This window comes from Pseudomonas sp. WC2 (genome assembly GCF_050586545.1).
GTDB lineage: Bacteria > Pseudomonadota > Gammaproteobacteria > Pseudomonadales > Pseudomonadaceae > Aquipseudomonas.
Genome location: NZ_JBOBDR010000010.1, coordinates 42,044 through 66,326 on the forward strand (window position 1 = coordinate 42,044; position 24,283 = coordinate 66,326).

Annotated in this window: 24 protein-coding genes; 14 read left to right on the plus strand and 10 right to left on the minus strand. The window is 60.5% G+C overall.

Features of this window, described 5'->3' with window-relative positions; all coding sequences use genetic code 11:
- Positions 1-6 precede the first annotated feature (6 nt).
- From ACQ4OE_RS13990 to ACQ4OE_RS14010, 5 genes are read left to right on the plus strand one after another with little or no spacing between them, the layout of a single operon-like run.
- Positions 7-747 (plus strand): SURF1 family protein, encoded by a 741-nt coding sequence (locus tag ACQ4OE_RS13990; RefSeq protein WP_430946964.1) that lies wholly within the window; start codon positions 7-9, stop codon positions 745-747.
- A complete protein-coding gene (locus ACQ4OE_RS13995; RefSeq protein WP_122593159.1) occupies positions 713-1,306 on the plus strand; it encodes a hypothetical protein in 594 nt (197 codons plus the stop codon). The genes ACQ4OE_RS13990 and ACQ4OE_RS13995 overlap by 35 nt, the downstream gene beginning before the upstream one ends.
- 10 nt (positions 1,307-1,316) lie before the next feature.
- Positions 1,317-2,396: a COX15/CtaA family protein gene (locus ACQ4OE_RS14000; RefSeq protein ID WP_122593157.1), complete on the plus strand. Its 1,080-nt coding sequence runs from the start codon at positions 1,317-1,319 to the stop codon at positions 2,394-2,396.
- Entirely contained in the window at positions 2,384-3,283 is a 900-nt protein-coding gene (cyoE, locus tag ACQ4OE_RS14005; protein ID WP_430946965.1) for a heme o synthase, read from the plus strand. Before ACQ4OE_RS14000 ends, cyoE begins: the two co-directional genes overlap by 13 nt.
- Positions 3,280-3,915 (plus strand): SCO family protein, encoded by a 636-nt coding sequence (locus ACQ4OE_RS14010; RefSeq protein WP_430946966.1) that lies wholly within the window; start codon positions 3,280-3,282, stop codon positions 3,913-3,915. The genes cyoE and ACQ4OE_RS14010 overlap by 4 nt, the downstream gene beginning before the upstream one ends.
- Positions 3,916-4,365: 450 nt before the next feature.
- Here ACQ4OE_RS14010 and ACQ4OE_RS14015 read toward each other — a convergent pair whose 3' ends face one another.
- From ACQ4OE_RS14015 to ACQ4OE_RS14025, 3 genes are all read right to left on the minus strand, one after another.
- Entirely contained in the window at positions 4,366-5,136 is a 771-nt protein-coding gene (locus tag ACQ4OE_RS14015) for a MetQ/NlpA family ABC transporter substrate-binding protein (RefSeq protein ID WP_122593150.1), read from the minus strand.
- A 76-nt stretch (positions 5,137-5,212) separates the two neighbouring features.
- Positions 5,213-5,923 (minus strand): methionine ABC transporter permease, encoded by a 711-nt coding sequence (locus ACQ4OE_RS14020; protein ID WP_172680176.1) that lies wholly within the window; start codon positions 5,921-5,923, stop codon positions 5,213-5,215.
- 5 nt (positions 5,924-5,928) lie between these two features.
- Positions 5,929-6,936 carry a methionine ABC transporter ATP-binding protein gene (locus ACQ4OE_RS14025; RefSeq protein ID WP_007911748.1) on the minus strand — a complete coding sequence of 336 codons (1,008 nt, stop codon included), beginning with the start codon at positions 6,934-6,936 and terminating at the stop codon, positions 5,929-5,931.
- A 260-nt stretch (positions 6,937-7,196) separates the two neighbouring features.
- Here ACQ4OE_RS14025 and katE point away from each other — a divergent pair, with 260 nt between their 5' ends.
- Entirely contained in the window at positions 7,197-9,338 is a 2,142-nt protein-coding gene (gene katE / locus ACQ4OE_RS14030) for a catalase HPII (protein ID WP_430947066.1), read from the plus strand.
- A gap of 75 nt (positions 9,339-9,413) precedes the next feature.
- Here katE and ACQ4OE_RS14035 read toward each other — a convergent pair whose 3' ends face one another.
- From ACQ4OE_RS14035 to ACQ4OE_RS14050, 4 genes are read right to left on the minus strand one after another with little or no spacing between them, the layout of a single operon-like run.
- On the minus strand, positions 9,414-10,127 hold the full coding sequence (locus ACQ4OE_RS14035; protein WP_430946967.1) for a PA5502 family lipoprotein: 714 nt from the start codon (positions 10,125-10,127) through the stop codon (positions 9,414-9,416).
- Between the two features lie 37 nt (positions 10,128-10,164).
- Positions 10,165-10,953, minus strand: coding sequence for a zinc ABC transporter permease subunit ZnuB (gene znuB, locus ACQ4OE_RS14040; RefSeq protein ID WP_430946968.1), 789 nt, complete (start codon positions 10,951-10,953; stop codon positions 10,165-10,167).
- A complete protein-coding gene (znuC, locus tag ACQ4OE_RS14045; RefSeq protein WP_430946969.1) occupies positions 10,946-11,731 on the minus strand; it encodes a zinc ABC transporter ATP-binding protein ZnuC in 786 nt (261 codons plus the stop codon). Before znuC ends, znuB begins: the two co-directional genes overlap by 8 nt.
- Positions 11,731-12,213, minus strand: a complete 483-nt coding sequence (locus ACQ4OE_RS14050; RefSeq protein WP_007911760.1) for a Fur family transcriptional regulator — start codon at positions 12,211-12,213, stop codon at positions 11,731-11,733. Before ACQ4OE_RS14050 ends, znuC begins: the two co-directional genes overlap by 1 nt.
- A 66-nt stretch (positions 12,214-12,279) precedes the next feature.
- On the opposite strand from ACQ4OE_RS14050, the gene ACQ4OE_RS14055 reads away from it, so the two are divergent.
- Positions 12,280-13,200, plus strand: coding sequence for a zinc ABC transporter substrate-binding protein ZnuA (locus ACQ4OE_RS14055; protein ID WP_082355434.1), 921 nt, complete (start codon positions 12,280-12,282; stop codon positions 13,198-13,200).
- Between the two features lie 104 nt (positions 13,201-13,304).
- On the opposite strand, the gene ACQ4OE_RS14060 is transcribed toward ACQ4OE_RS14055, so the two are convergent.
- Entirely contained in the window at positions 13,305-14,258 is a 954-nt protein-coding gene (locus tag ACQ4OE_RS14060) for a homoserine kinase (protein ID WP_430946970.1), read from the minus strand.
- A gap of 61 nt (positions 14,259-14,319) precedes the next feature.
- Positions 14,320-14,616: a DUF2782 domain-containing protein gene (locus ACQ4OE_RS14065; protein ID WP_122593142.1), complete on the minus strand. Its 297-nt coding sequence runs from the start codon at positions 14,614-14,616 to the stop codon at positions 14,320-14,322.
- Between the two features lie 74 nt (positions 14,617-14,690).
- Here ACQ4OE_RS14065 and polA point away from each other — a divergent pair, with 74 nt between their 5' ends.
- Positions 14,691-17,495, plus strand: coding sequence for a DNA polymerase I (gene polA, locus ACQ4OE_RS14070; protein ID WP_430946971.1), 2,805 nt, complete (start codon positions 14,691-14,693; stop codon positions 17,493-17,495).
- 281 nt (positions 17,496-17,776) lie between these two features.
- On the opposite strand, the gene yihA is transcribed toward polA, so the two are convergent.
- Positions 17,777-18,421: a ribosome biogenesis GTP-binding protein YihA/YsxC gene (gene yihA / locus ACQ4OE_RS14075; RefSeq protein WP_016986445.1), complete on the minus strand. Its 645-nt coding sequence runs from the start codon at positions 18,419-18,421 to the stop codon at positions 17,777-17,779.
- A gap of 191 nt (positions 18,422-18,612) precedes the next feature.
- Between yihA and ACQ4OE_RS14080 the strand changes: the two genes are divergently transcribed.
- From ACQ4OE_RS14080 to ACQ4OE_RS14105, 6 genes are all read left to right on the plus strand, one after another.
- Positions 18,613-18,903, plus strand: a complete 291-nt coding sequence (locus ACQ4OE_RS14080; RefSeq protein ID WP_038365005.1) for a c-type cytochrome — start codon at positions 18,613-18,615, stop codon at positions 18,901-18,903.
- 43 nt (positions 18,904-18,946) lie between these two features.
- Positions 18,947-19,558 carry a c-type cytochrome gene (locus ACQ4OE_RS14085; protein WP_122593137.1) on the plus strand — a complete coding sequence of 204 codons (612 nt, stop codon included), beginning with the start codon at positions 18,947-18,949 and terminating at the stop codon, positions 19,556-19,558.
- A gap of 200 nt (positions 19,559-19,758) precedes the next feature.
- Complete coding sequence (locus ACQ4OE_RS14090) at positions 19,759-20,400, plus strand: thiol:disulfide interchange protein DsbA/DsbL (RefSeq protein ID WP_430946972.1); 642 nt, start codon at positions 19,759-19,761, stop codon at positions 20,398-20,400.
- Between the two features lie 14 nt (positions 20,401-20,414).
- On the plus strand, positions 20,415-21,293 hold the full coding sequence (locus ACQ4OE_RS14095; RefSeq protein WP_430946973.1) for an endonuclease/exonuclease/phosphatase family protein: 879 nt from the start codon (positions 20,415-20,417) through the stop codon (positions 21,291-21,293).
- The gene (locus tag ACQ4OE_RS14100; protein ID WP_430946974.1) at positions 21,290-23,353 is read left to right on the plus strand and encodes a diguanylate cyclase; all 2,064 of its coding nucleotides are present in this window, start codon (positions 21,290-21,292) and stop codon (positions 23,351-23,353) included. The genes ACQ4OE_RS14095 and ACQ4OE_RS14100 overlap by 4 nt, the downstream gene beginning before the upstream one ends.
- Positions 23,354-23,454: 101 nt before the next feature.
- Positions 23,455-24,237: an N-acetylmuramoyl-L-alanine amidase gene (locus ACQ4OE_RS14105; RefSeq protein WP_430946975.1), complete on the plus strand. Its 783-nt coding sequence runs from the start codon at positions 23,455-23,457 to the stop codon at positions 24,235-24,237.
- The last annotated feature ends 46 nt before the right edge of the window (positions 24,238-24,283 follow it).

Here is a 24,283-nt window from a genome sequence, read left to right on the forward strand (position 1 = left end):
GCAGCCATGAAGCGTTTTCGCCCGGGCGTGATACCGACCGTGGTGGTGGCGCTGTTGCTGCCGCTGCTGGTGTCGCTGGGCTTCTGGCAATTGAGCCGGGGCGCCGAGAAAACCGCCCTGCTCGCCAGTTACGCCGAACGCCGCGCGGCCGAACCGATGGCCAGCAGCGAACTCCTTAACAGCGCTGATCCGGCTTACCGTCGCGTGCATCTGCACGGCCAGTTCGATGCCGCGCACAGTCTGTTGCTGGATAACCGCCAGCGTAACGGCAAGGTCGGCGTCGAGTTGCTGCAACCGTTTCAGGATCAACGCAGCGGTTTGTGGGTGCTGGTCAATCGCGGCTGGTTACCGTGGCCGGATCGCCGGGTTCCGCCGCAATTCACCACGCCGACTGAGGCGTTGAATGTCGATGCCTGGGTCTATGTGGCCCCCGGCGCGACCTTCCAGTTGCACGCCGATCCGGTCAGCAACACCTGGCCGCAAACCATCACCGCCGTCGAACCCGCCAAGCTGTGGAAAACCCTCGAGCGTGACGGCTTCGCCTACGAATTACGCGCCGAGCCCGGCCCGGCCAGCTACGAGGCCGATTGGCCGGTGGTTGCCATGGGCCCGGAAAAACACTTCGGTTACGCCGTGCAGTGGTTCGCCATGGCCACCGCCCTGCTCGGCCTCTACGTCTATTTGGGCTTGCACAACGCAAAGGAGAAACACCATGGGAACGGCCATGAATCCACCCAGCATGTCTGAGGCGAAACCTGCCGCCACCCGTCGTCGCGGGCGCATTCAATTGCTGCTGATCTTGCTCGGCGTGATTGGCCCGATGGTGCTCGCCACCGGCATGTACAAGTTGCAGTTCTGGGTGCCGGAAGGTCGCAGCTATCACGGCGAACTGATAGGCAATGGCCAGACCCGCGCCGACCTCGGCGTGCAGGCTGATGAAGAGCGCTGGCAGATGCTGGTTACCGCACCCAAGGATTGCGCGGTGGACTGCCAGCAACTGGTCTATCTGGCGCGGCAGATTCAGATCGGTCTGGGCCGCGATGCCGGCCGCGCCAGTCATGCCCTCGCGGTTGCGCAACCGGTGAGCGCTGATTACGACGCCAAGCTGAGCCGCGAATATCCACAGCTGCAGCGCTATCCGCTGGACGCCACCACGTTCAGTAAAACCACCGGCGACAAAGCCACGCCGCAGCTGTGGATCATCGACCCGCACGGCAACCTCGTACTGCGTTACGAGCCGAATGTGAAAGGCAAGGATCTGCTCAACGACCTGCGTCATCTGCTGAAACTGTCGAACATCGGATAAGGGCATCGTCATGGCCAAACCTGGATTTCGCCTCGCGCTGTTTGCCACCCTGCTGGCCCTGATTGTGGTGCTGCTCGGCGCCTATACGCGCCTGACCCACGCAGGTCTCGGTTGTCCGGACTGGCCGGGTTGCTACGGCTTTATCAGCGTACCGAAAAGCGAAGCCCAACTGGCCCATGCCGAACTGCATTACCCGGACTCGCCGGTGGAGGCGCACAAAGGCTGGAACGAGATGATCCACCGCTACTTCGCCGGCACCCTCGGCCTGCTCATTTCGATTCTCGCCGGGCGCGCGTGGGTCAATCGTCGGCATCCAGGGCAGCCGTTGAAGCTGCCGCTGTTTCTCCTGGCGGTGGTGTTTGCGCAAGCGGCGTTCGGCATGTGGACGGTGACGCTCAAGCTCTGGCCGCAGGTAGTCACCGGGCATTTGCTCGGCGGGTTTGCGACCTTGAGTCTGTTGTTTTTACTGACGTTGCGATTGTCCGGTGTGCTGCCGGCACTGACCGTGCCCAAGCGTTTGCAGTATTGGGCGACGGCGGGATTATTGTTGGTGATTGGCCAGATAGCGCTGGGTGGCTGGGTCAGTTCCAACTACGCGGCGGTGGCTTGCATCGACTTCCCGACCTGTCACGGCCAATGGCTGCCGCCGGCGGATTTCGCCAATGGGTTTCACCTGACCCAACACATCGGCCCGAATTACCTCGGCGGGCAACTCGACAGTGATGCGCGCACGGCGATTCATCTGACTCACCGGATCGGCGCGCTGCTGGTGACCTTGGTGCTGCTCGGTCTGGCCTGGCAATTGAAAGTGGTTGGCATGACGCGGCTGGCCGGTCTGGTGCTGATCGCCCTCGCGGCGCAGATCACCCTCGGCATCAGCAACGTGCTGTTCCATCTGCCGTTGCCAGTGGCGGTCGCGCATAACGCTGGTGGTGCGGCGCTGCTGCTGACCATGGTGCTGGTCAATTACCACGCGCGCACCAGCCTGATCCGGGTCAAACAACCGGTGCTCGCGCGCTGGCGCCTGAGCCCGCGCAAACATTCCGCCGCGCCCATCACAATAAAAGGAGAAACGCCGTGGCGATTCTGATTGGCGAACGTCCGCATCAGGCGATCTGGCGTGATTATCTGGAGCTGACCAAACCGAAAGTCGTGGTGCTGATGCTGATCACCTCGCTGGTCGGCATGTTCCTCGCGACCCGCGCCGGGGTGCCGTGGACGGTGCTGGTGTTCGGCAATCTGGGGATTGCGCTGTGTGCCGGTGGCGCGGCGGCGGTCAATCATGTGGTTGATCGGCGCATCGATGCAGTGATGGCGCGGACGCACAAACGGCCCCTCGCTGAAGGAAGGGTGTCGCCCGCCGCAGCGCTGACCTTTGCGTTGGTGTTGGCGCTGCTCGGTCAGGCCTTGTTGCTGACTTTCACCAATCCGCTGACCGCTTGGCTGACCTTGGCCTCGCTGCTCGGTTACGCGGTGATTTACACCGGTTTCCTCAAACGCGCGACGCCGCAGAACATCGTCATCGGCGGCCTCGCCGGCGCCGCTCCGCCGCTGCTCGGCTGGACTGCCGCCACCGGCCACGTCAGCGCCGAACCCCTGTTGCTGGTGCTGATCATCTTCGCCTGGACCCCACCGCACTTCTGGGCGCTGGCGATTCATCGCAAAGAGGAATACGCCAAGGCTGACATCCCGATGCTGCCGGTCACCCACGGCGAGCACTACACCAAGGTGCATATTCTGCTGTACACGTTTGCGCTGCTGGCGGTGAGTCTGCTGCCATACGTGATCCACATGAGCGGCGTGCTCTACCTGGTTTGCGCGCTCGCCCTCGGCGCAAGGTTTCTGCAATGGGCCGTGGTGCTGTACCGTGGCACTCGGCCGCACGCGGCGATCAACACCTTCAAGTACTCTATTTGGTACTTGTTTCTGCTGTTCATTGCCCTGCTCGTAGACCACTACTTACTGTTGAACCTATGACTCGAACCCAGAAAACCGTCTTCATTCTCGTCGCCGTGATCGCGCTGATCCTCGGCCTGACCGTCAACAAAGTGCTGAGCGGCAAGGGCCAGGGCGACCCGACAGCGCTGATCGACGCTGGCATCATCCTGCTGCCGCAAAGCCGCACCCTGCCAGACGTGACGATGACCGATCAGGACGGCAAACCGGTGGCCATCGACGAGTTGAAGGGCAAGTGGAGCCTGTTGTTCTTCGGCTACACGTTCTGCCCGGACATCTGCCCGACCACGCTGGCACAGCTGCGACAGATCAAGAGTGAATTGCCGAAAGACGCTGTGGACAAGTTGCAGATCGTGCTGGTCAGCGTTGACCCGAACCGTGATAACCCGAAGCAGTTGAAGCAGTATCTGGGCTACTTCGATCCGCAGTTCATCGGCCTGACGCCGAGCTCGATTGAAGAGCTGCAGAAGGTCGCGAATGCGGTGAGTATTCCGTTTATTCCGGCGGATACCAGCAAGCCGAATTACACCGTGGATCACAGCGGCAACCTCGCGGTGATCGGCCCGGATGGCACGCAGCGTGGGTTTATTCGGGCACCGTTGAACAACGCCAAACTGGTTGCGCAGCTGCCGGTGATGCTTAACCGCAAATAAAAGCTGAAAAGCGAAAAGCCCCTCACCCTAGCCCTCCCGAAACGTCGGACCGCCCAGAGGGAGAGGGGACTGATTGGGGGATATTGGGGAGCCACACCGAATTGAACGTCCTGCTTTGAATCCATAATCGCCAAGACCTTTCAGGTCGATGTGCTTTGCCGAATCCATAATCGACTGGATCTTTCAGGTCGATGTAGAACGCAAGACACCTCGATCGGCCCCCTCTCCCTCTGGGCGGTCCCACGTTTCGGGAGGGCTGGGGTGAGGGGTAGCTTCAAAGCAGGTCCAAGACACAAAAAAAGGGGACGCTCATGGCGTCCCCTTTTCCTTTGATCGTTCCCACGCTCTGCGTGGGAATGCAGCAAGGGACGCTCTGCGTCCCAGCGGACGCGGAGCGTCCGGGGATGCATGCCCACGCGGAGCATGGGCACGATCAAGCCGAAAGAGCGATCAGAACGCCGGCAATACCGCGCCCTTGTACTTCTCGGTGATGAATTGCTTCACCTCCGGGCTGTGCAGGGCTGCAGCCAGTTTCTTCATCGCGTCGCTGTCCTTGTTGTCCGGGCGGGACACGAGGATGTTCACGTATGGCGAGTCGTTACCTTCGATCACCAGCGCATCCTTGGACGGATCGAGCTTGGCTTCCAGCGCGTAGTTGGTGTTGATCAGCGCCAGATCGACCTGGGTCAGCACGCGCGGGATGGTCGCGGCTTCCAGTTCACGGATCTTCAGGTCTTTCGGGTTGGTCGCGATGTCTTTGACCGTCGACAGGATGTTGGTCGGATCCTTCAACGTGATCACGCCCGCCTTGGCCAGCAGCAACAGCGCACGGCCGCCGTTGGTGGCGTCGTTCGGGATGACCACGTTGGCGCCGCTTGGCAGGTCCTTCAGATCCTTGAGCTTGCTCGAGTAAGCGCCCAGCGGTTCCAGGTGCACGCCGGTCACGGCGACCAGGTCGGTGCCCTTGGCCTTGTTGAACTCATCGAGGTACGGCTGGTGCTGGAAGAAGTTGGCGTCCAGACGCTTTTCCGCAACCTGCACGTTCGGCTGAATGTAGTCGGTGAAGACCTTGACCTTCAGATCCACGCCTTCTTTGGCCAGCGCCGGCTTCACGAACTCTAGGATTTCTGCGTGCGGCACCGGGGTAGCGGCTACGGTCAGGGTTTCGGCGTGGGCCGAGAATGCTGCAACGGCAGCAAAGGCAGCGATCAGTTTTTTCATTCAGCTAACTCCTTTTGAGGCGCCCGTCTGGCGCCTGCCAGCGAATGGCCGGCTCATCTGTTCAATATAAAACCGGTTACTTGCGCGAGAAATGCACGACCAGTCGATCACCGACCATCTGCAGCACTTGCACCAGAATCAACAGCAACACCACGGTGACGATCATCACGTCAGTCTGGAAACGCTGGTAGCCGAAACGGATCGCCAGGTCACCCAGACCACCGGCGCCGACCACACCGGCCATTGCCGTGTAGGAAACCAGTGTAATCGCCGTCACCGTAATCGCTGCATAGATGCCCGGACGGGCTTCTGGCAGCAATGCGTTGAGAATGATCTGCCGCGTGGTCGCGCCCATGGCCTGGGTCGCTTCGATGATGCCGCGATCGACTTCACGCAGCGCGGTTTCCACCAGACGCGCGAAGAACGGCGTGGCGCCCACCACCAATGGTGGAATCGCACCGGCCACGCCCAGCGACGTGCCAGTAATCAGCACGGTGAGCGGGATCATCACGATCAACAGAATAATGAACGGCAGCGAACGCAGGATGTTCACCGCCAACGACATGATCGCGTAGAGAACGCGGTTTTCCAGCAACTGGCGCGGGCTGCAGAGAAACAGCAGCACGCCCAGCGGCAGGCCGAGCAACACGGTGAACAGCAGCGAGCCGCCGAGCATCATCATGGTGTCGTTGGTCGCCAGGCCGATTTCCAGCCAGTCGATGTTCTGGAAGAACAGCTTGATGGCTTCTATCGCGGCGTCGTAATTCTTGATTGCAGCGTCGAACATTTCCATTAACGCAGCACCTCCATGTGGACATCAGCGGCGGTGAAGCGGGCGAAGGCCGCTTCCATGTCGCCACCGGTGACGGCCAGGGTCAATTGCCCGTAGGGGATGTCTTTGATGCGGTCGATGCGACCGGCGAGGATGCTGTAGTCGACCCCGGTTTCCCGGGCGACAGTACCGAGCAAAGGCGCGTAGGTCGCTTCGCCCTGGAAGGTCAGACGGACGATACGGCCCGGCACGTGAGCGAAATCATCACGCTGCTCGCCTTCATCGACCTGCTCGTCTTCCTGGACAAAACGCTTGGTGGTCGGGTGCTGCGGATGCAGGAACACATCGGCCACCGAACCTTGCTCGACGATCACGCCAGCGTCCATCACCGCCACTTGATCGCAGACGCGACGAATCACGTCCATCTCGTGGGTGATCAGGACGATGGTCAGCTTCAGCTCACGATTGATCTCGGCCAGCAGTTGCAGCACCGAGGCCGTGGTCTGTGGGTCGAGGGCGCTGGTGGCTTCGTCGCACAGCAGAATTTTTGGCTTGGTTGCCAGGGCGCGGGCGATGCCGACGCGCTGCTTCTGGCCGCCGGACAATTGCGCCGGGTACTTTTTGGCGTGGTCGGACAAACCGACGCGCGCCAGCAGTTCAGCCACACGCTGATTGATCTCGCTGGTCGACAACTCACCGGCCAGGGTCAGCGGCAACGCAACGTTGTCGGCGACGGTCTTCGAGGCCAACAGGTTGAAGTGCTGGAAGATCATCCCGACTTGCTGACGGAAACGGCGCAGGCCTTTGGCGTCGAGCGCGGTGACTTCTTCACCGTCGACGAAGATCTTGCCGCCGCTGGAATCTTCCAGGCGATTGATCAGACGCAGCAGGGTACTTTTTCCCGCACCGGAATGGCCGATCAGGCCGTAGACCTGACCGTTCTCAATCGAGAGACTGGTCGGGTGCAGCGCGGGAATGTCCTTACCGGCGACGCGGTAAGTCTTGTGGACGTTTTGGAACTCGATCACGTAGCGAACCTTGTGGGGCGCGTTAGAAAAGGATCAGCGGTTAGCCGGGCGCGCATTTTAGCCTGTCCGTATAGAGGTTCTTAGCATTTATTTCGCGATTAACCTTCAATTTGGCAATAACAAGATCAAAGGTCATAAAAAAGGAACGCCCCGAGTGCCTCATCAGTCACTAGTTAAGCGACTTGAAAACCCTGGGTGCCGTGCCCGGGAACCACTCAAGAGTCCCCGGCAAGCATCGGGGTCAACCGAGGAGTTTACGACTGATGAGCAAGAAGCCTACGTCCGACAAAAGCCAGATGGCCGGAACCGATGCACCGGATCGAGCCAACACCAACGCCAAACTCGACAGCCTGGAGAAGTTCCGCTCCGACGCCACCGGCCAGGCCCTGCGCACCAACCAGGGCGTGAAGATCGCCGACAACCAGAACACCCTGAAGGCCGGCCCGCGCGGGCCATCGCTGCTTGAAGACTTCATCATGCGTGAAAAAATCACGCACTTTGACCATGAACGCATCCCGGAGCGCATCGTCCACGCGCGCGGCACCGGCGCGCACGGTTTCTTTCAAGCCTACGAGAACCATTCGGAGCTGACCAAGGCCGGTTTCCTACAGGATCCGGGGAAAAAGACGCCGGTGTTTGTGCGCTTTTCCACGGTGCAGGGCCCGCGTGGTTCCGGCGACACCGTGCGTGACGTACGCGGCTTCGCGGTGAAGTTTTTTACCGATGAGGGCAACTTCGACCTGGTCGGCAACAACATGCCCGTGTTTTTCATTCAGGACGCGATCAAGTTTCCCGACTTCGTCCACGCGGTGAAACCTGAGCCGCACAATGAAATCCCTACCGGTGGTTCGGCCCACGACACCTTCTGGGATTTCGTTTCGCTGGTGCCTGAATCAGCGCACATGGTTATCTGGGCGATGTCCGACCGCGCAATCCCGAAAAGCCTGCGCAGCATGCAGGGCTTCGGCGTGCACACCTTCCGGCTGATCAACGCCGAGGGCAAATCGCGCTTCGTCAAATTCCACTGGCGCCCTACTGCCGGCACTTGCTCACTGGTGTGGGACGAGGCGCAGAAGCTCGCCGGTAAAGACACCGACTACCACCGTCGCGACCTCTGGGAAGCGATCGAGATGGGCGACTACCCGGAATGGGAACTCGGCGTTCAGATCATCGAAGAGGAAAACGAGCACGACTTCGATTTCGACATCCTTGACCCGACCAAACTCATCCCTGAAGAAATCGTGCCGATCACGCCGCTGGGCAAAATGACGTTGAACCGCAACCCGGACAACTTCTTTGCCGAGACCGAGCAGGTCGCGTTCTGCCCTGGCCACATCGTTCCGGGCATCGATTTCTCCAACGATCCGCTGCTGCAAGGTCGGCTGTTTTCCTACACCGATACGCAAATCAGCCGACTCGGTGGGCCGAACTTTCATGAGCTGCCAATCAACCGCCCGGTGGCGCCGTTCCACAACGGCCAGCGCGATGCGCAACACCGCACGGTGATCGACAAGGGTCGCGCGTCTTACGAGCCGAACTCGATCGATGGTGGCTGGCCGAAAGAAACCCCGCCAGCCGCGCAGGACGGTGGTTTTGAAAGTTATCCAGAGCGCATCGACGCCAACAAGATTCGTCAGCGCAGCGAATCGTTCAGTGATCACTTCTCCCAGGCAACGTTGTTCTTCAACAGCATGAGTGACCACGAGAAAGAGCACATCATTGCCGCCTACAGCTTCGAGCTGGGCAAAGTTGAACGCGAGTTCATCCGCGCGCGGGAGGTGAACGAGATTCTGGCCAACATCGATCTGGAACTGGCCAGGCGTGTCGCCGCCAACCTGGGCCTGCCAGCGCCGAGCAAAGGCACGGTGGATGTGCGCAAGGTGTCGTTCGATCACTCGCCGTCGCTGAGTCAGGCGAATTTGTTGCCAGAGAACATCAAAACCCGAAAAGTGGCGATTCTTGCTGCCAACGGCGTCGATGGTGCGGCGATTGATGCGATGAAGAAGGCATTGGCGGCGGAAGGTGCGCATGCCAAGTTGCTCGGCCCGACATCGGCGCCGGTGAAAACCGCAGACGGTAAAAGCCTGCCAGTGGATGCTTCGATGGAAGGCATGCCGTCGGTGATCTTCGATGCGGTGTTTGTGCCGGGTGGCGCGGCGTCGATCAAAGCGTTGAGCGGCGACGGTGTGGCGTTGCATTACCTGCTGGAGGCGTACAAGCACTTGAAGGCGATTGCGCTGCACGGGGATGCCAAGCAGTTGCAGGATCTGCTGAAACTTGAAGCGGATGCGGGGTTGCTGCAGGGCAAGGATGTGCCGGCGTTGACCAAGCCGTTCTTTGCTGCGATCGGGCAGCATCGGGTTTGGGCGCGGGAGCCTAAGGCGAAAGCCATTCCGGCTTAAAAGCAAAAGATCGCAGCCTTCGGCAGCTCCTACCGGGAATGACTGTGTAGGAGCTGCCGGGGGTTGCGATCTTTTTTACGGTTTACGGGGACTCAGAACCATCTGCGCCGGTACGGTGCGCACGGTCTGCTTCTCAACCTTCAGATCAAAATCCGGGTTGAGTTTCTTCACCCGTTTGGTCAGCAACGTCGCCAACCATGGATAGTCATTGGTCCGTGGTGCCTGGATGGTCACCCCACACTCATAATTCACCACATCAGCGGCGATCGCATCCAGTTGCCGGCGAAGTTTGCGGCTATCGGTGATGTTCAACGCAACCGTGGTGCTCTCGGCGGTCGGATCGATCACCTTGGCTTTCGGCTTGGCCTCGGCGGCCAGCAGTGCAGCTTCAGCCTTCTCTAGCTCAGCCTTGCGCGCTTCAGTGATGGCGCCATTCACGCCACCGGTCAGCGCCGGTGCTTTCGGCATCAATGCGCGGGCACGGCTCAACGCCGTGGCGGCGGCATTCACATCACCCTTCTGCAGCACAATCTGGCTGCGACGCAGATAGGCCTCGGCCAATTGCCGCTGGTATTGCTCAAGGGATGCGTCGTTTGGGGTTTCTTTCTGCAAAGCAGCCAATTGGTCTTCGGCAGTGGCCAATTCGCTGCTGGCCAGGTTTTGCTCCAGCTGTGCGATGGCCGTAGCCCGCGCATCGGGGACTTCAGCCACCGGCGGCGTGCTTTGGCAGGCGCCCAGTAGCACTGAAAATGCGACAAGGAGCAGATAACGGGAGGCGAACGGCTTCATTCCTGCGACTCTCTAATTGCGCAAAAAGCGGCCAAGTCTACACCCCACGACGGGGCAGAACAAAACTCAACAGAAACAGTGCGGCCGCCGTCACAACGATGGACGGCCCCGCCGGGGTGTCCTTGAACCACGACAGCGCCAGCCCGCCACCCACGGCGAGCATGCCCAGTAGGCTCGCGCCCACGGCCATCTGCTCTGGCGAACGGGCGTGACGCTGTGCCGCAGCCGCCGGGATGATCAACAGCGAGGTAATCAGCAACACACCGACGATTTTCATCGCCACCGCGATCACCACTGCGATCAACAGCATCAGCGCCATGCGCAGACCTGCAACCGGCAGGCCTTCGACCTTGGCCAGCTCTTCGTGCACGGTGATCGCCAGCAATGGCCGCCACAACGTCACCAACAACACCAACACCGCCGCGCTGCCGCCGAGGATCCACGCCAAATCAGTCGGGCTGATCGCCAGCAGGTCGCCGAACAGATAGGCCATCAGGTCGATCCGCACTTCATGCATGAAGCTTAGTACCACCAGGCCGAGAGAGAGCGTGCTGGGTGCGAGAATTCCCAAAAGCGTGTCGGACGCCAGCGGTTGCCGCTGTTGAAGCGTCACCAGCAGCACCGCCAGCAGCAGGCAGCCAACGGTGACCGCAACGGTCGGGCTGACATCCAGCAAAAAGCCCAGCGCCACACCGAGCAGCGCGGCATGGGACAGGGTGTCGCCGAAATAAGCCATGCGCCGCCAGACCACAAACGAACCGAGCGGCCCGGCCACCAAGGCCAGCGCCAGACCTGCAAGCAGGGCATACAACAGAAAATCAGCCATGCTTGCAGTTGTCTCCGTGAACGTGAGGTTGGCCAATGACCGGCCCTTTGACCACCGAACCGTGCAGGTCGTGAGCGTGGTCATGATGGTGGTGATAGACCGCGAGGCTTTGCGCGTTCTTGCCGAACAACTCGACAAAGGCCGGATCGCCGCTGACCTGCTCGGGATGCCCGGAGCAGCAGACGTGACGGTTGAGGCAGACCACCTGATCGGTGGTGCTCATCACCAAATGCAAATCGTGGGACACCATCAACACGCCGCAGCCATGGCGGTCGCGCAGACGGGTGATCAGGCTGTACAACTCGGCCTGGCCAGCGACGTCGACCCCTTGCACCGGCTCATCGAGCACCAGCAATTCCGGCTCGCGCAGCAGTGCACGAGCGAGCAGCACGCGCTGCATTTCACCGCCGGAAACGCTCTGCACCGGGCTGTCGATGACGTGCTCGGCGCCGACTTCTTTCAACGCGGCCAGCGCACGCGGGCGATCAACGCCCGGCACCAGGCGCAGAAAACGCAGCACTGAGAGCGGCAAGGTCGGATCGACGTGAAGTTTTTGCGGCATGTAGCCGACGCGCAGTTTCGGCTTGCGCCAGACGCTGCCGCTGTCCGGCTTCAACAGCCCGAGCACGGCACGCACCAGCGTGGTTTTGCCGGCGCCGTTGGGGCCAATCAGGGTGACGATCTGCCCCGGCTCGACGCTCAGCTCGATGTTGTCCAGCACGATCTGCCCGGCAAACGTGACGGCGACCTGTTCCAGACGGATCAGCGCATTGCTCATCAAGCCCCCTGGCAACCGGAGCACAGGCCGACGACTTCGACGGTTTGTGCTTCGACGATGAAACCGACGTCTTTGGCGCTGTTGATGATCGCGTCGCTGATCACTTTTTGCTCAAGCTCGATGGCAGCGTGGCAATCGCGGCAGATCAGGAACTGGCCCTGATGCGCGTGTTCCGGGTGCACGCAGCCAACGAAGGCGTTCAGCGAGGAGATGCGATGCACCAAGCCGTTTTCCAAAAGGAAGTCCAGCGCGCGGTACACCGTCGGCGGTGCGGCGCGGCGGCCGTCCTGCTCGCTGAGCACGGCGAGAATGTCGTAGGCGCCCAATGGTTTGTGGCTTTGCCACACCAATTCCAGCACCCGGCGGCGCAATGCGGTCAGGCGCAAGCCTTTCTGGGCGCACAAGGTATCGGCCTCGGACAAAGCGCTGTGTACGCAATGAGAGTGGTCGTGGGGACGGCTGGCAATCGGTGTAATAGGCATGGGCGGCGACGAGTTTTGATAGAGACGTTATTATGTTACCCGTTCTCGCCTCCTTGAGTGGTCATCGTGTCCCGACTTTTTTCTGTTTTTGTGGCTTTTGTCGCCAGTTTTCTGCTGATCGGTTCGGCTCAGGCCGAGGTCAAAGTCCTCACCAGCATCAAACCGTTGCAGCTGATTGCAGCAGCCGTGCAGGACGGCGTGGCGATTCCCGAAGTGCTGCTGCCGCCGGGTGCCTCGCCGCACAATTACGCCTTGCGGCCATCCGACGTACGGAAGGTGCAATCGGTCGATCTGCTCTACTGGATCGGCCCGGACATGGAAGGTTTCCTGCCGCGCGTGCTGAATGGTCGTACGCTGCCAAGCGTGGCGGTGCAGGATCTACCGGGGATGAAGCTGCGCCGTTTCGCCGAAGACAGCCACTCCCACGCCGAAGACGCCGACGAGCATGATCACGATCACCGCCCGGGCACGCTGGATGCGCATTTGTGGCTGTCGCCGGTGAATGCGCGGGTAATCGCCGACAAGATGGCCGCAGACCTCAGCGCCGCCGATCCTGCCAACGCCGAGCGTTATCAGAGCAATGCCAAGGCGTTTGACGCGCGTCTGGATGCGCTGGATCAGCGTTTGAAGCAGCGTCTGGCCAGTGTTGAAGGCAAGCCGTACTTCGTCTTTCACGAGGCGTTCGATTATTTTGAAGAAGCTTATGGCCTGAAGCACACCGGTGTGTTCAGCGTGGCGGCGGAAGTGCAGCCGGGCGCGCAGCATGTCGCGGCGATGCGCAAGCGCTTGCAGGAAGTGGGCAAGACTTGTGTGTTCAGCGAGCCGCCGTTGCGTCCGCGTCTGGCGGAGACTTTGGTGGCGGGCCTGCCAGTGAAACTGGCTGAGCTGGATGCGTTGGGCGGGTATACACCGGCAACGGCTCAGGGCTATGAGCAAGTGCTGGAGAAGTTGGGTAACGATCTGGCCGGGTGCCTGGAATCTCTATAACCCCGGCATCGGTATTGCTCCCATTCGCGAGCAGGCTCGCTCCCACAGGATCACCGAAATCCTGTGGGAGCGAGCCTGCTCCGGGCGGCATTCCGACGAAGCTGTTAAAGAGCGAACAGTAGCGGTGTATCAACCCGCTGCCGCTGCGCCAAGCGCTGCTCAAACTCTTTCGGATCGTGAATCAGCACATCCTGCCCGGCAAACTGCTCCGCCGCGATCAGCCGCGACAGCCAGAACCGCACACAGGCCACGCGCAGCATGGTCGGCCACAACTCAGCCTCCGCCGCCGTGAACGGGCGCAGCGCTGCATAGGCGCCAAGGAACGCGCGCGCACGCGGCCCATCGATCAAGCCGTCCTCGTCCGAACACCAGTCGTTCAAGGCAATCGCCACGTCATACAACATCGGCCCCGAGCAGGCGTTGTAGAAGTCGATCAGCCCGGTCAGGTGGGTGCCTTCGAACATCGCGTTATCGCGGAACAGGTCGGCGTGAATGTTTGCCCGTGGCAGCGCGAGGATCTTGTCTTTGCGCTCGGTGATTTCATCCAAAGCCTTTTGCAGCAACGCACGCGGCTCATCGCCCAGATGCGAGAGCAACTCGTTGCCCTCCTCCAGCATCCAGTCCAGGCCTCGATCAGTCTTGCGCTTGATCATGCGCTCGCCTTGGGTCGCCAAGTGCAGATGCGCCTGCAATTCGCCGACCTGCACGCAATGCTGGGCATTGGCGACCTTGATGTGCTTGCCGGACAGGCGCGGCTGCAGCAGCGCCGGTTTGCCTTTCAGCTCACGCAGCGCCACGCCGTCGGTGGTGCGCAGTGCGTACGGCACCGGTAAATCCGCTTCATGGAGGACGTCGAGCAGGTCGATGAAGAACGGCATCTCCTGCACCGGGCCGCGCTCGACCAGGGTCAGGACGAATTCGCCCTGTTCCAGGCTGATAAAGAAATTGGTGTTTTCGCTGCCGGCGGCGATCCCCTGGAAATCAAGCAGACGGCCAAGCCCGTAAGGGGCGAGAAAGGTTTCCAGCTCGGGCCGAGCCAGGGGAGTGAACACAGACATGGTTAAAAACTGCTCAGTTCAGGCGTCGCGATCAGGCGACGCCGATTAAAAGTCGGGAATCTTACTTCCAGGTAAAGATTTCCCACGACGGAATCAGCATATCCGGCTGGTCGGAGCGAATGTAGTTCGCGTCCGAACCATCGGCGCGCACCAGAAAATACGGTTTGCCACCCTTCGGCGTGACCTTGATCGCGTAGACGAAGCCACTGCGACTGTATTCCTGAATGACCTTGTCGCCTTCCGTGTGCGTGTTGATCGTAACTTCCGGTTCCGAAGCGGGCGCATCATCCGCCGCCATCGCGGCCAACGGTGAGGCAGCAATCAGACCGACCAGCAGCAAGCGATTTAACGTACGCATGATAACCTTGTCCCTTTGTCGTCAACGGTCCCGCTATTCTAGCGCCGGACCCGCCGAAAAGGTTGATCCTGCTCATGAGCCAAGCCCCCCTCGTCCTGGTGGACGGTTCGTCTTACCTGTACCGCGCCTTTCACGCGCTGCCACCACTGACCACCTCCAAAGGCCTGCCGACCGGTGCGGTCAAAGGCGTGCTGAACATGCTCAAGAGTCTGCGCAAGCAGTACCCGGACAGCCCGTTCGCCGTGGTGTTCGACGCCAAGGGTGGGACATTTCGCGATGAGATGTACGCCGAATATAAAGCCAACCGCCCAAGCATGCCCGACGACATGCGCGTGCAGATCGAGCCGCTGCACCAGAGCGTGATCGCCCTCGGTTTCCCGCTGCTGTGCGTAGAAGGCGTCGAGGCCGACGACGTCATCGGCACCCTCGCCCGCAGCAGCGCGGCGGCGGATCGCCCGGTGGTCATCTCCACCGGCGACAAGGACATGGCGCAACTGGTCGACGGCCACATTACCTTGGTCAACACCATGTCCGGTAGCTCAATGGACGTGGAGGGCGTGAAGGAGAAATTCGGCGTCGCACCGGAGCAGATCATCGATTATCTGGCGCTGATGGGCGATTCGTCCGACAACATTCCGGGCGTTCCGGGCATCGGCCCGAAGACGGCTTCCGGTCTGCTGGTCGGCGTCAACGGTGGCCTCACCGAGCTGTACGCCAATCTGGACATCGTCCCGACGCTGCCGATTCGCGGCGCGAAAACCCTGCCGGCCAAGCTCGAAGAGCACAAGGAGATGGCGTTCCTCTCCTATCAACTGGCGACCATCAAGATCGACGTGCCGCTGGACATCGAACTCGATGACTTGCAAATGGGCGCGGAAGACCCGGCCAAGCTCTACGAGTTGTACTCGCTGCTGGAATTCAAGAGCTGGATCAACGATCTGGATCGCGACGCCAAACGTCTGGAATTGAGCGCGGCCGCAGAGCCTGCGCCGGCCGGTGATCTGTTCAGCGCGCCAGATATCGAAACTCCCGCCGCGCCGACCGAAGCCGCTTACGAAACCATCCTCGATCAGGCGCGTTTTGCTGTCTGGCTGGAAAAGTTGAACAACGCCAAGCTGTTCGCCTTCGACACCGAAACCACCGGCATCGACGCGCAGCAGGCGCAACTGGTCGGTTTGTCATTCGCTGTGCAGGCCAACGAAGCCGCGTACATCCCGCTGACCCACTCCTACATCGGCGTGCCGGAGCAGCTGGATCGCGACACCGTGCTGCGCGCGCTCAAGCCGATTCTGGAAGACCCGAGCAAGCTCAAGGTCGGCCAGCACGCCAAGTTCGATATGAATATCCTCGCCAACTGCGCCATCGGCGGCGATCAGACCCAAGGCATCACCGTGCGCGGCATCGCCTTCGACACGATGCTTGAGTCCTATGTGCTCAATTCCACCGCCACCCGCCACGACATGGACAGCCTCGCGCAGAAGTACCTGGATCACAGCACCGTGAGCTTTCAGGACATCGCCGGCAAAGGCGCCAAGCAGCTGACTTTCGATCAGATCGCGCTGGAACAGGCCGGGCCCTACGCCGCCGAAGACGCCGACATCACGCTGCGTTTGCACCAGACTTTGTTCGAAAAGCTCAGCGCCATCCCGAGTCTGGCCAGCGTGCTGACCGACATCGAAATTCCGCTGGTGCCAGTGTTGGCGCGCATCGAGCGCCAAGGCGCCTTCGTTGACGCTGAACTGCTGGGCATCCAGAGCATTGAGCTGGGCAACAAAATGGTTGCGCTGGAGCGCGAAGCGTTCGAGATCGCCGGGGAAGAATTCAACCTTGGCTCGCCGAAACAACTGGGCGTGATTCTCTACGAGAAACTCGGCCTGCCGGTGCTGAAAAAAACCGCCAAGGGTCAGCCGTCCACCGCTGAAGAAGTGCTGGCGAAACTCGCCGAAGACGATCACCGCTTGCCGAAGGTGCTGATGGAGCACCGTTCGATGAGCAAGCTAAAAAGCACCTACACCGATCGTCTGCCGGAGCAGATCAACCCGCGCACCGGGCGTATTCACACCTCGTATCATCAGGCTGTAGCGTCGACCGGTCGCTTGTCCTCCAGTGATCCGAACCTGCAGAACATCCCGGTGCGTACCGCTGAAGGCCGGCGTATCCGTCAGGCGTTCGTCGCGCCGAAAGGCTACAAGCTGCTGGCGGCTGACTATTCGCAGATCGAGCTGCGGATCATGGCGCACCTGTCCAAGGACGAAGGCTTGATGAATGCCTTCCGCAACAATCTGGACGTGCACACCGCGACCGCTGCCGAAGTGTTCAAGGTCGAACTCAACGAAGTGAGCTCGGACCAGCGTCGTGGGGCCAAGGCGATCAACTTCGGTCTGATCTACGGCATGGGCGCGCAGAAACTCGGCAAGGACATCGGCGTCGACACCAAGACCGCCAAGGCTTACATCGATACCTACTTCGCCCGTTATCCTGGGGTTCGCGAGTACATGGATCGCACCCGCGCACAGGCGGCGGATCAGGGTTATGTCGAGACGTTCTTCGGTCGTCGTCTGTACCTGCCGGAGATCAACTCGAACAAGCCGCAGGAACGCGCCGCCGCCGAGCGCACGGCGATCAACGCGCCGATGCAGGGCACGGCTGCCGACATCATCAAGAAAGCCATGGTCGCAGTGGATAACTGGCTGGCCACGTCCGGGCTGGACGCCAGAGTCATTCTGCAGGTGCACGATGAACTGGTGCTGGAGGTTCGCGAAGATCTGGTCGAACAGGTCAGCGCCGAGATCCGCGTGCACATGAGCGAAGCGGCGAAACTGGATGTACCGCTGCTGGTCGAAGTCGGCGTGGGCAACAATTGGGATGAAGCTCACTGAGCCAGTTGATCTCGGTCTGCCGCGACCTGATGTCGCGGCAGCGCCGGTAAAACCTGCTTATTTCGAAAAGCGCTGGGGATTATTCCAAAGCTTTTTGAAAAAAATCTGAACTAATCTGGAAGGACACCACTCAGAGATACTGAATGGCTGGTGAAGCCCTTCGATGCTCCTATGTTGTGTTAAGTGTTGGCAGATATCTGAACCCCGCCCTAGCGGTTCGGAACTTAAACCCCGGAATTTCTCCCTCCCCAATGAAATCCGGGGCTTTTTTTGCCTGCGATTTACTCAGCAGGCAATTCAGCGCCTTTGTCAGCCAGTTCCATCCAGCCTGCCAATACAGTGTAGGCCTCTTCCAGGCCCATGCGTTTTGGCGCCGAGAACAGCTGGATGGTGACCAAATCACCCCAACCTTTGCGGATTTCCGACTGCACTTTGAGCAGAGTGTTCTTGGCTGCGCCGTAGGTCAGCTTGTCAGCCTTGGTCAGCAGGATGTGCATCGGCATGCCGGCCGCAACGGCCCAGTCGAGCATCAGCAGGTCGAAGTCGGTCATTGGATGACGGATATCCATCATCAGAATCAAACCCTTCAAACTCTCGCGGCCACCGAGGTAAGCCTCAAGGTGACGCTGCCAGTGCATCTTCAGCGGGATCGGGACTTTTGCGTAACCGTAGCCCGGCAGGTCGACCAGACGCCGATCTTCGTCTAGCTTGAAGAAGTTCAACAGCTGTGTGCGACCCGGAGTTTTCGAGGTACGCGCCAGGCTGGCGTGAGTCAGGGTGTTCAGTGCGCTGGATTTGCCGGCGTTGGAACGACCGGCAAACGCCACTTCGAAGCCTTCGTCGTCAGGGCATTGATCGACTTTGGCGGCACTGAGCATGAATGTGGACTGTTGGCACAGGCCGAGGATGGGATTCTTGAGTTGCATGGGATTTCCGATGTGGGCGGCGCCGGGATTGGGCGCGGAACGCGGTGTCGCTTCCGTTTCAGTGACGCCAGTATATAATGCCGCAGATTTTGTGTGTGCTTTGTCCCAGCGTAGGATGAAGTTCACGAGAGCGACAGACCTTGATTGCGCATTAGAACGCAGAACGCTCTCAACCCTGAAAAGGTCGTTTTATGACGAAATGGCTGCTGGCTGCCGGAGTCTTGATGCCGCTTTACAGCGCACAGGCTACACAGGATCCGGAAGCTGTGTACAACCGTGTTTGTGGTGCCTGTCATTCCGGCCAACTACCCATGGCGCCCAAAAGAGGCGATCAGGAAGCTTGGACGCCGAGGTTGGCGAAAGGTATGGGGACGCTGGTGCAACACGTGACCCAGGGTTTCAAGGCGATGCCGCCGCGTGGTTTGTGCATGGACTGCAGTGCCGAGGATTACCAAGCCATCATCCTTTGGATGAGCGAGTAAGCCCGGTCCATAACTTAACCCTTAGCCGTAGTTGGATTAGCTGATGAACAAATTGATCGTGAGTCTGCTGTTGACCGTGGGAATCTCAGGCTTCGCCCATGCTGCCGGTGATGCCGCAGCGGGCCAGGCGAAAGCCGCCGTCTGTGGAGCCTGCCATGGCCCGGACGGCAACAGCATGGCGCCAAACTTTCCGAAACTGGCCGGTCAAGGTGAACGCTACCTGACCAAGCAACTGCACGACATCAAATCGGGCAAGCGCACGGTTCTGGAAATGACCGGATTGCTGACCAACCTGAGCGATCAGGATCTGGCCGACATCGCCGCCTACTTCGCCAGCCAGCAAGGCAGCGTCGGCGCCGCCGATCCGAAGATCGTCGCGCGCGGTGAAGCGCTGTTCCGAGGCGGCAATCTGGCCAAGGGCCTGCCAGCCTGCACTGGCTGTCACTCGCCGAATGGCGCGGGCAATGCCGCTGCCGGTTTCCCGCACCTCGGTGGCCAACACGCTCAATACATCACCAAGCAATTGACCGATTTCCGCAAGGAAGAAGGCGGCCGCACCAACGACGGCGACACCATGACCATGCAGACCATCGCCAAGCGCCTGAGCGACGAAGACATCGCCGCAGTCGCCAGCTACATTCAAGGCCTGCACTAAAGGCTGCGGATCGAGCCCTGCAAGGGACTGACATCTCCTGCAATGTTAACGCTCGATTAATCCGTCGCAGCAAGTATAAAAAGGGTGGCTTAGGCCGCCCTTTTTTGTGGCCGCTACCGTTACACTACAGAACTCATGCCCGCCAGGATCTGTCTGAAAACAGGTCGCGCGAGGCGACCCAAATTGTCCAGGAGTAAAGCATGCGTAATCTGATCATCAGCGCCGCCCTCGTCGCTGCCAGCCTGTTCGGCGTGACCGCTCAAGCCGCCGAAGCACCAGCCGCCCCTTACGTCGAGCTGGCCAACCCGGTACCGGTTGCAGAGCCTGGCAAGATCGAAGTGGTCGAGCTGTTCTGGTACGGCTGCCCGCACTGCTACGCCTTTGAGCCGGTGATCAATCCATGGGTTGAAAAACTGCCCAAGGACGTGAACTTCGTGCGCATTCCTGCCATGTTCGGCGGCCCGTGGGATGCACACGGCCAAATGTTCCTGACCCTCGAAGCGATGGGCGTTGAGCACAAGGTTCACGCTGCCGTATTCAACGCGATCCAGAAAGAACACAAAAAGCTGACCGACAAGAACGACATGGCTGACTTCCTCGCCACTCAAGGCGTGGACAAGGACAAGTTCCTCGCCACCTTCGACTCGTTCGCTATCAAGGGTCAGATCGTAAAAGCTCGCGAACTGGCCAAGAAGTACGAAATCACTGGCGTTCCAACCATGATCGTCAACGGTAAGTATCGTTTCGACATCGGCTCTGCCGGTGGTGCCGAGCAAGCGCTGCAACTGGCTGACCAACTGGTCGCCAAAGAGCGAGCGGCAACCAAGGCTGTTGCCAACTAAGCGCGGCAACCGCCATGCGCCGCTGGAAGTCCGAACGCATCGTTGGCCTGCATGATCCGCAGGTCAACGAGCATCACCTGGCATCGACTGGCTTGCCGGCATACCAGCGTCTGCGCTTGCTCAGTTTCAATATCCAGGTCGGCATCAGCACCGAGCGCTATCGGCATTACCTGACCCGCAGCTGGCAGCATCTGCTGCCGCACAACGGGCGCTCAGGCAACTTGCAAAAGATCGGCGACTTGCTTGGCGACTTCGATCTGGTTGCCCTGCAGGAAGCCGACGGCGGCAGCCTGCGTTCAGGCTACGTCAACCAGGTCGAACACCTCGCCCAGCTCGGCGCCTTCCCTTACTGGTATCAACAACTCAATCGCAACCTTGGCCGACTGGCCCAGCACAGCAACGGCGTGCTCAGTCGCCTGAAACCGTCGGCGATTGAAGATCACCCGCTGCCCGGCCCGAAAGGTCGCGGCGCGATCCTGTTGCGCTTCGGCGAAGGCCCGGAAGCGCTCGTAGTGGTGATGATGCACCTCGCCCTTGGCGCCCGAACCCGCAGCCTGCAACTGGCCTATATTCGTGAGCTGATCGGTGGTTATAAACACCAAGTGTTGATGGGTGACATGAACACCCATGCCAGCGATCTGCTACAACATTCCCCGTTACGCGATCTCGGCCTGCTGGCCCCGCAGGTGGAAGCGACATTCCCCAGCTGGCGTCCTCAGCGTTGCCTTGATCATATTTTGCTCAGCCCGACCCTGACCCTGGAAAAGGTCGAAGTGCTGGCGCATCCCATTTCAGATCACCTGCCGGTCGCGGTAGAGATTCGTCTGCCGGGTTCGCTCACGGCCGATGCATTGCCCGCGTTGAGTCCTGACCCTCGCGGAACCCCTGAATGAGCGACGAAACCCAGCGCTGGAAAGAGAAATACCTCAAAAGCATCGAACAGCAGGACAAGCTCGAACGCCGCTGGGCCGCCCGGCTCGACTTGCTGCGTCGTGGTCTGGTGCGCAGCACGCTAGCCGCTGAGGGCACCGACAAGGTCGTTGATCAGTGCATGAAAGAGATGCGCGATGTAGTGCGCACCGACGACATGGACGCCGGCCTCGCCGCCCTCCTGCCGCGCCTGGAAAAAGCCGTGCTCGATTCCGAGCAGCGTCGCGAAACCCGTATCGATCAAGTCAGTACCGCGCTGACCTCGCTGGTCACCCAGTTGCAGGCGCTGCCGCTGCCACGGGAAGTCGCCCAGCCGCTGAAGAAATTCGCCAAACAGCTGGATGGCCGCGTCGGTTCGGCGCGGGAAATGCCCTTACTGCTGAGTGAACTCAGTGGACTGCAGGGCAAGGCCTTGAGTCAGCTCGAAACGCCTGCCGAAACGGGACGCCCGGGATTGTTGCAGCGGTTGTTTGGTGGTCGTGACAGCGAAGAAGCGCAGGCCCCAAGCGCAGAAGCTCCAGCTCCGGCACCACGTGAGGTGCAGGCGCCTGTCGCGTCCGAAGCCGAGCCAGAATCCGCGCCCGTGCAAGCCGCCGCAGATGCAGAGCCGGTCATCACCGCTCCCGTGAGCAAACAACCCGAGCCCGCGACTGAAACACCTGCGCCGCGTTCGGAGCCTCAGCCCGAACCTGACGTGGTTGCGTTTGAACCACCCCCTGTCGCCAGCGAAGCAGCGCCCATCACGACGGAAGCTGCACAGGCCAGATCTGAAGCCGTCGTTGCACCCATTGTCACGCCGACGCCAGTGATGGCCTCCAGCTTCAACCCCGACGAATTGATCCACCCCGGCGACCCGACATCGCTGATCCTCGACAGCCTGCCCCTGCCCGAACCCATCGCGCAGGCGTTGGCCGCCATTGATCCGGAGCAATCCGAACACGACATCCTGTTCGCCCTGCCTGATACCCCGGAGCCGTCTTACAGCTCCGTGGCCAAGCACATCGAAGACACCCTGATCGGCCTCCTCGACGACCTGACCCTGCCAGAGCGCCACCGCCCGCAAGCCGAAGCGATGCGCGACCGCCTCAAACACGGTTTGAACTGGTACGAGCTGATCCCGATCCTCGACGATCTCGCTACCTTGATGCTGGCGATCACCGACAGCGGGCAACACGAATTCGAAGCCTACCTGCAGCAGCTCAACGAACGCCTCGAAGCGTTTCAAAGCAATCTGCAAGCCGCCAGCGAGGGCCATGCCGACAACAGCTCGGCGGCCCGGGCCATGGACACGCAGATCCGCGAGCAAGTCGACGGCTTGCAGACCAGCGTTCAGGAAGCGGCGGATCTGGATGACCTCAAGCAAGTCCTGGAGAACCATCTGGAAGGCCTGCTCGGCACCATGGATCAGCACCAGAAGCAGCGTGACGCCCGCGAGCAGGAAGTGGCGACACGGCTCAAAAGCCTGTCCGAGCGCGTCGCGCACATGGAGCAGGAAGCCCAAGGCTTCCGTGAACACCTTGAAGTGCAACGCCAGAAAGCCATGATCGACCCGCTCACCGGCCTGCCCAACCGCGCCGCGTGGAGCGAACGCCTCGAACATGAGATCAAGCAGTGGCAGCAACACGGCAACACTTTGAGCCTGGCGATGCTCGACCTCGATCACTTCAAACGGATCAACGACAACTACGGTCACTTGGCCGGCGACAAGGTGCTGAAAATCATCGCCACCGTGCTGCGCAAACGCCTGCGCGGCTCCGATTTTATCGCCCGTTTCGGCGGTGAGGAGTTCGTTTTGCTACTGCCGGCCACTCCGCCAGCGGTCGGCGCAAAACTATTGGAAACTCTGCGCGCAGCCATCGAGGCCTGCCCGTTTCACTTCAAGGGCGAGCGGGTGACGATCACCGTTTCCATGGGGCTGGCGACATTCAGGGCTGGAGAACACAGCGATCTGGTACTGAAAAGAGCCGATCAGGCGCTGTACCGGGCGAAAAACGCAGGACGCAACCGGGTCGAGCTGGGCTGAGCAAATTGTTCCATTTTGTTTAAATCCGCCCGCTGACCGTCGAGACGCAAGGCAGTACGTTACACTGTTGCATTATTGTCTTGCGTGTATTGCCTTCTGCCATGAAATTCTTTGCCCTTCTCGCCTCGCTGCTCGTTCTAGCCGGTTGCGCCAGCGCTCCGCGTTACGACACCAGTCATCCTTCGGCCAATTACGACAGCCGCATCCAGTTCGTGATCGTGCATTACACCTCGGCGTCGCTCGAGCGCTCGCTGCAGTTGCTGACGCACGGCGAAGTCAGCAGCCACTACCTGATCGGCGACGACAAGGGCGGCACGGTGTACAAACTGATGGATGAAAACCAGCGCGCCTGGCACGCCGGCGAAAGCCAATGGCAGGGCCGCACCTGGCTCAATTCCAGTTCGATCGGCATCGAAATCGTCAATCCGGGCTTCAAGGACACCCCGACCGGGCGTCTATGGTACCCGTACAGCGAAGCGCAGATTCAATCGCTGATCGCCCTGCTCAAGGACATCAGCAAGCGCAACGGCATCAGTCCGCGCCACATCATCGGTCACAGCGACATCGCACCGCTGCGCAAACTCGACCCGGGCCCGTTGTTCCCATGGAAACGTCTTGCCGCTGAAGGCTTGGGCGTGTGGCCCAACGAAGCGGCGGTTGCGCACCAGCAAATGCTGTTCAACAGCGGCGAGCTGCCGAGCATCAGCTGGTTCCAGGCGCAATTGGCGCACTTGGGCTACGACACGCCGCAGACCGGCGAACTCGATGTCGCGACACGTCACGTCCTCGCTGCCTTCCAGATGCACTTCCGCCCTTCGCGCTTCGACGGCACGCCGGACGCGCAAACGGCAGCGCTGTTGCTGGTACTGAATCAGACAAAATAATGACGCCCGCCCGACGGTCAGGGCGCAATCGCAATCAGCAGCTATA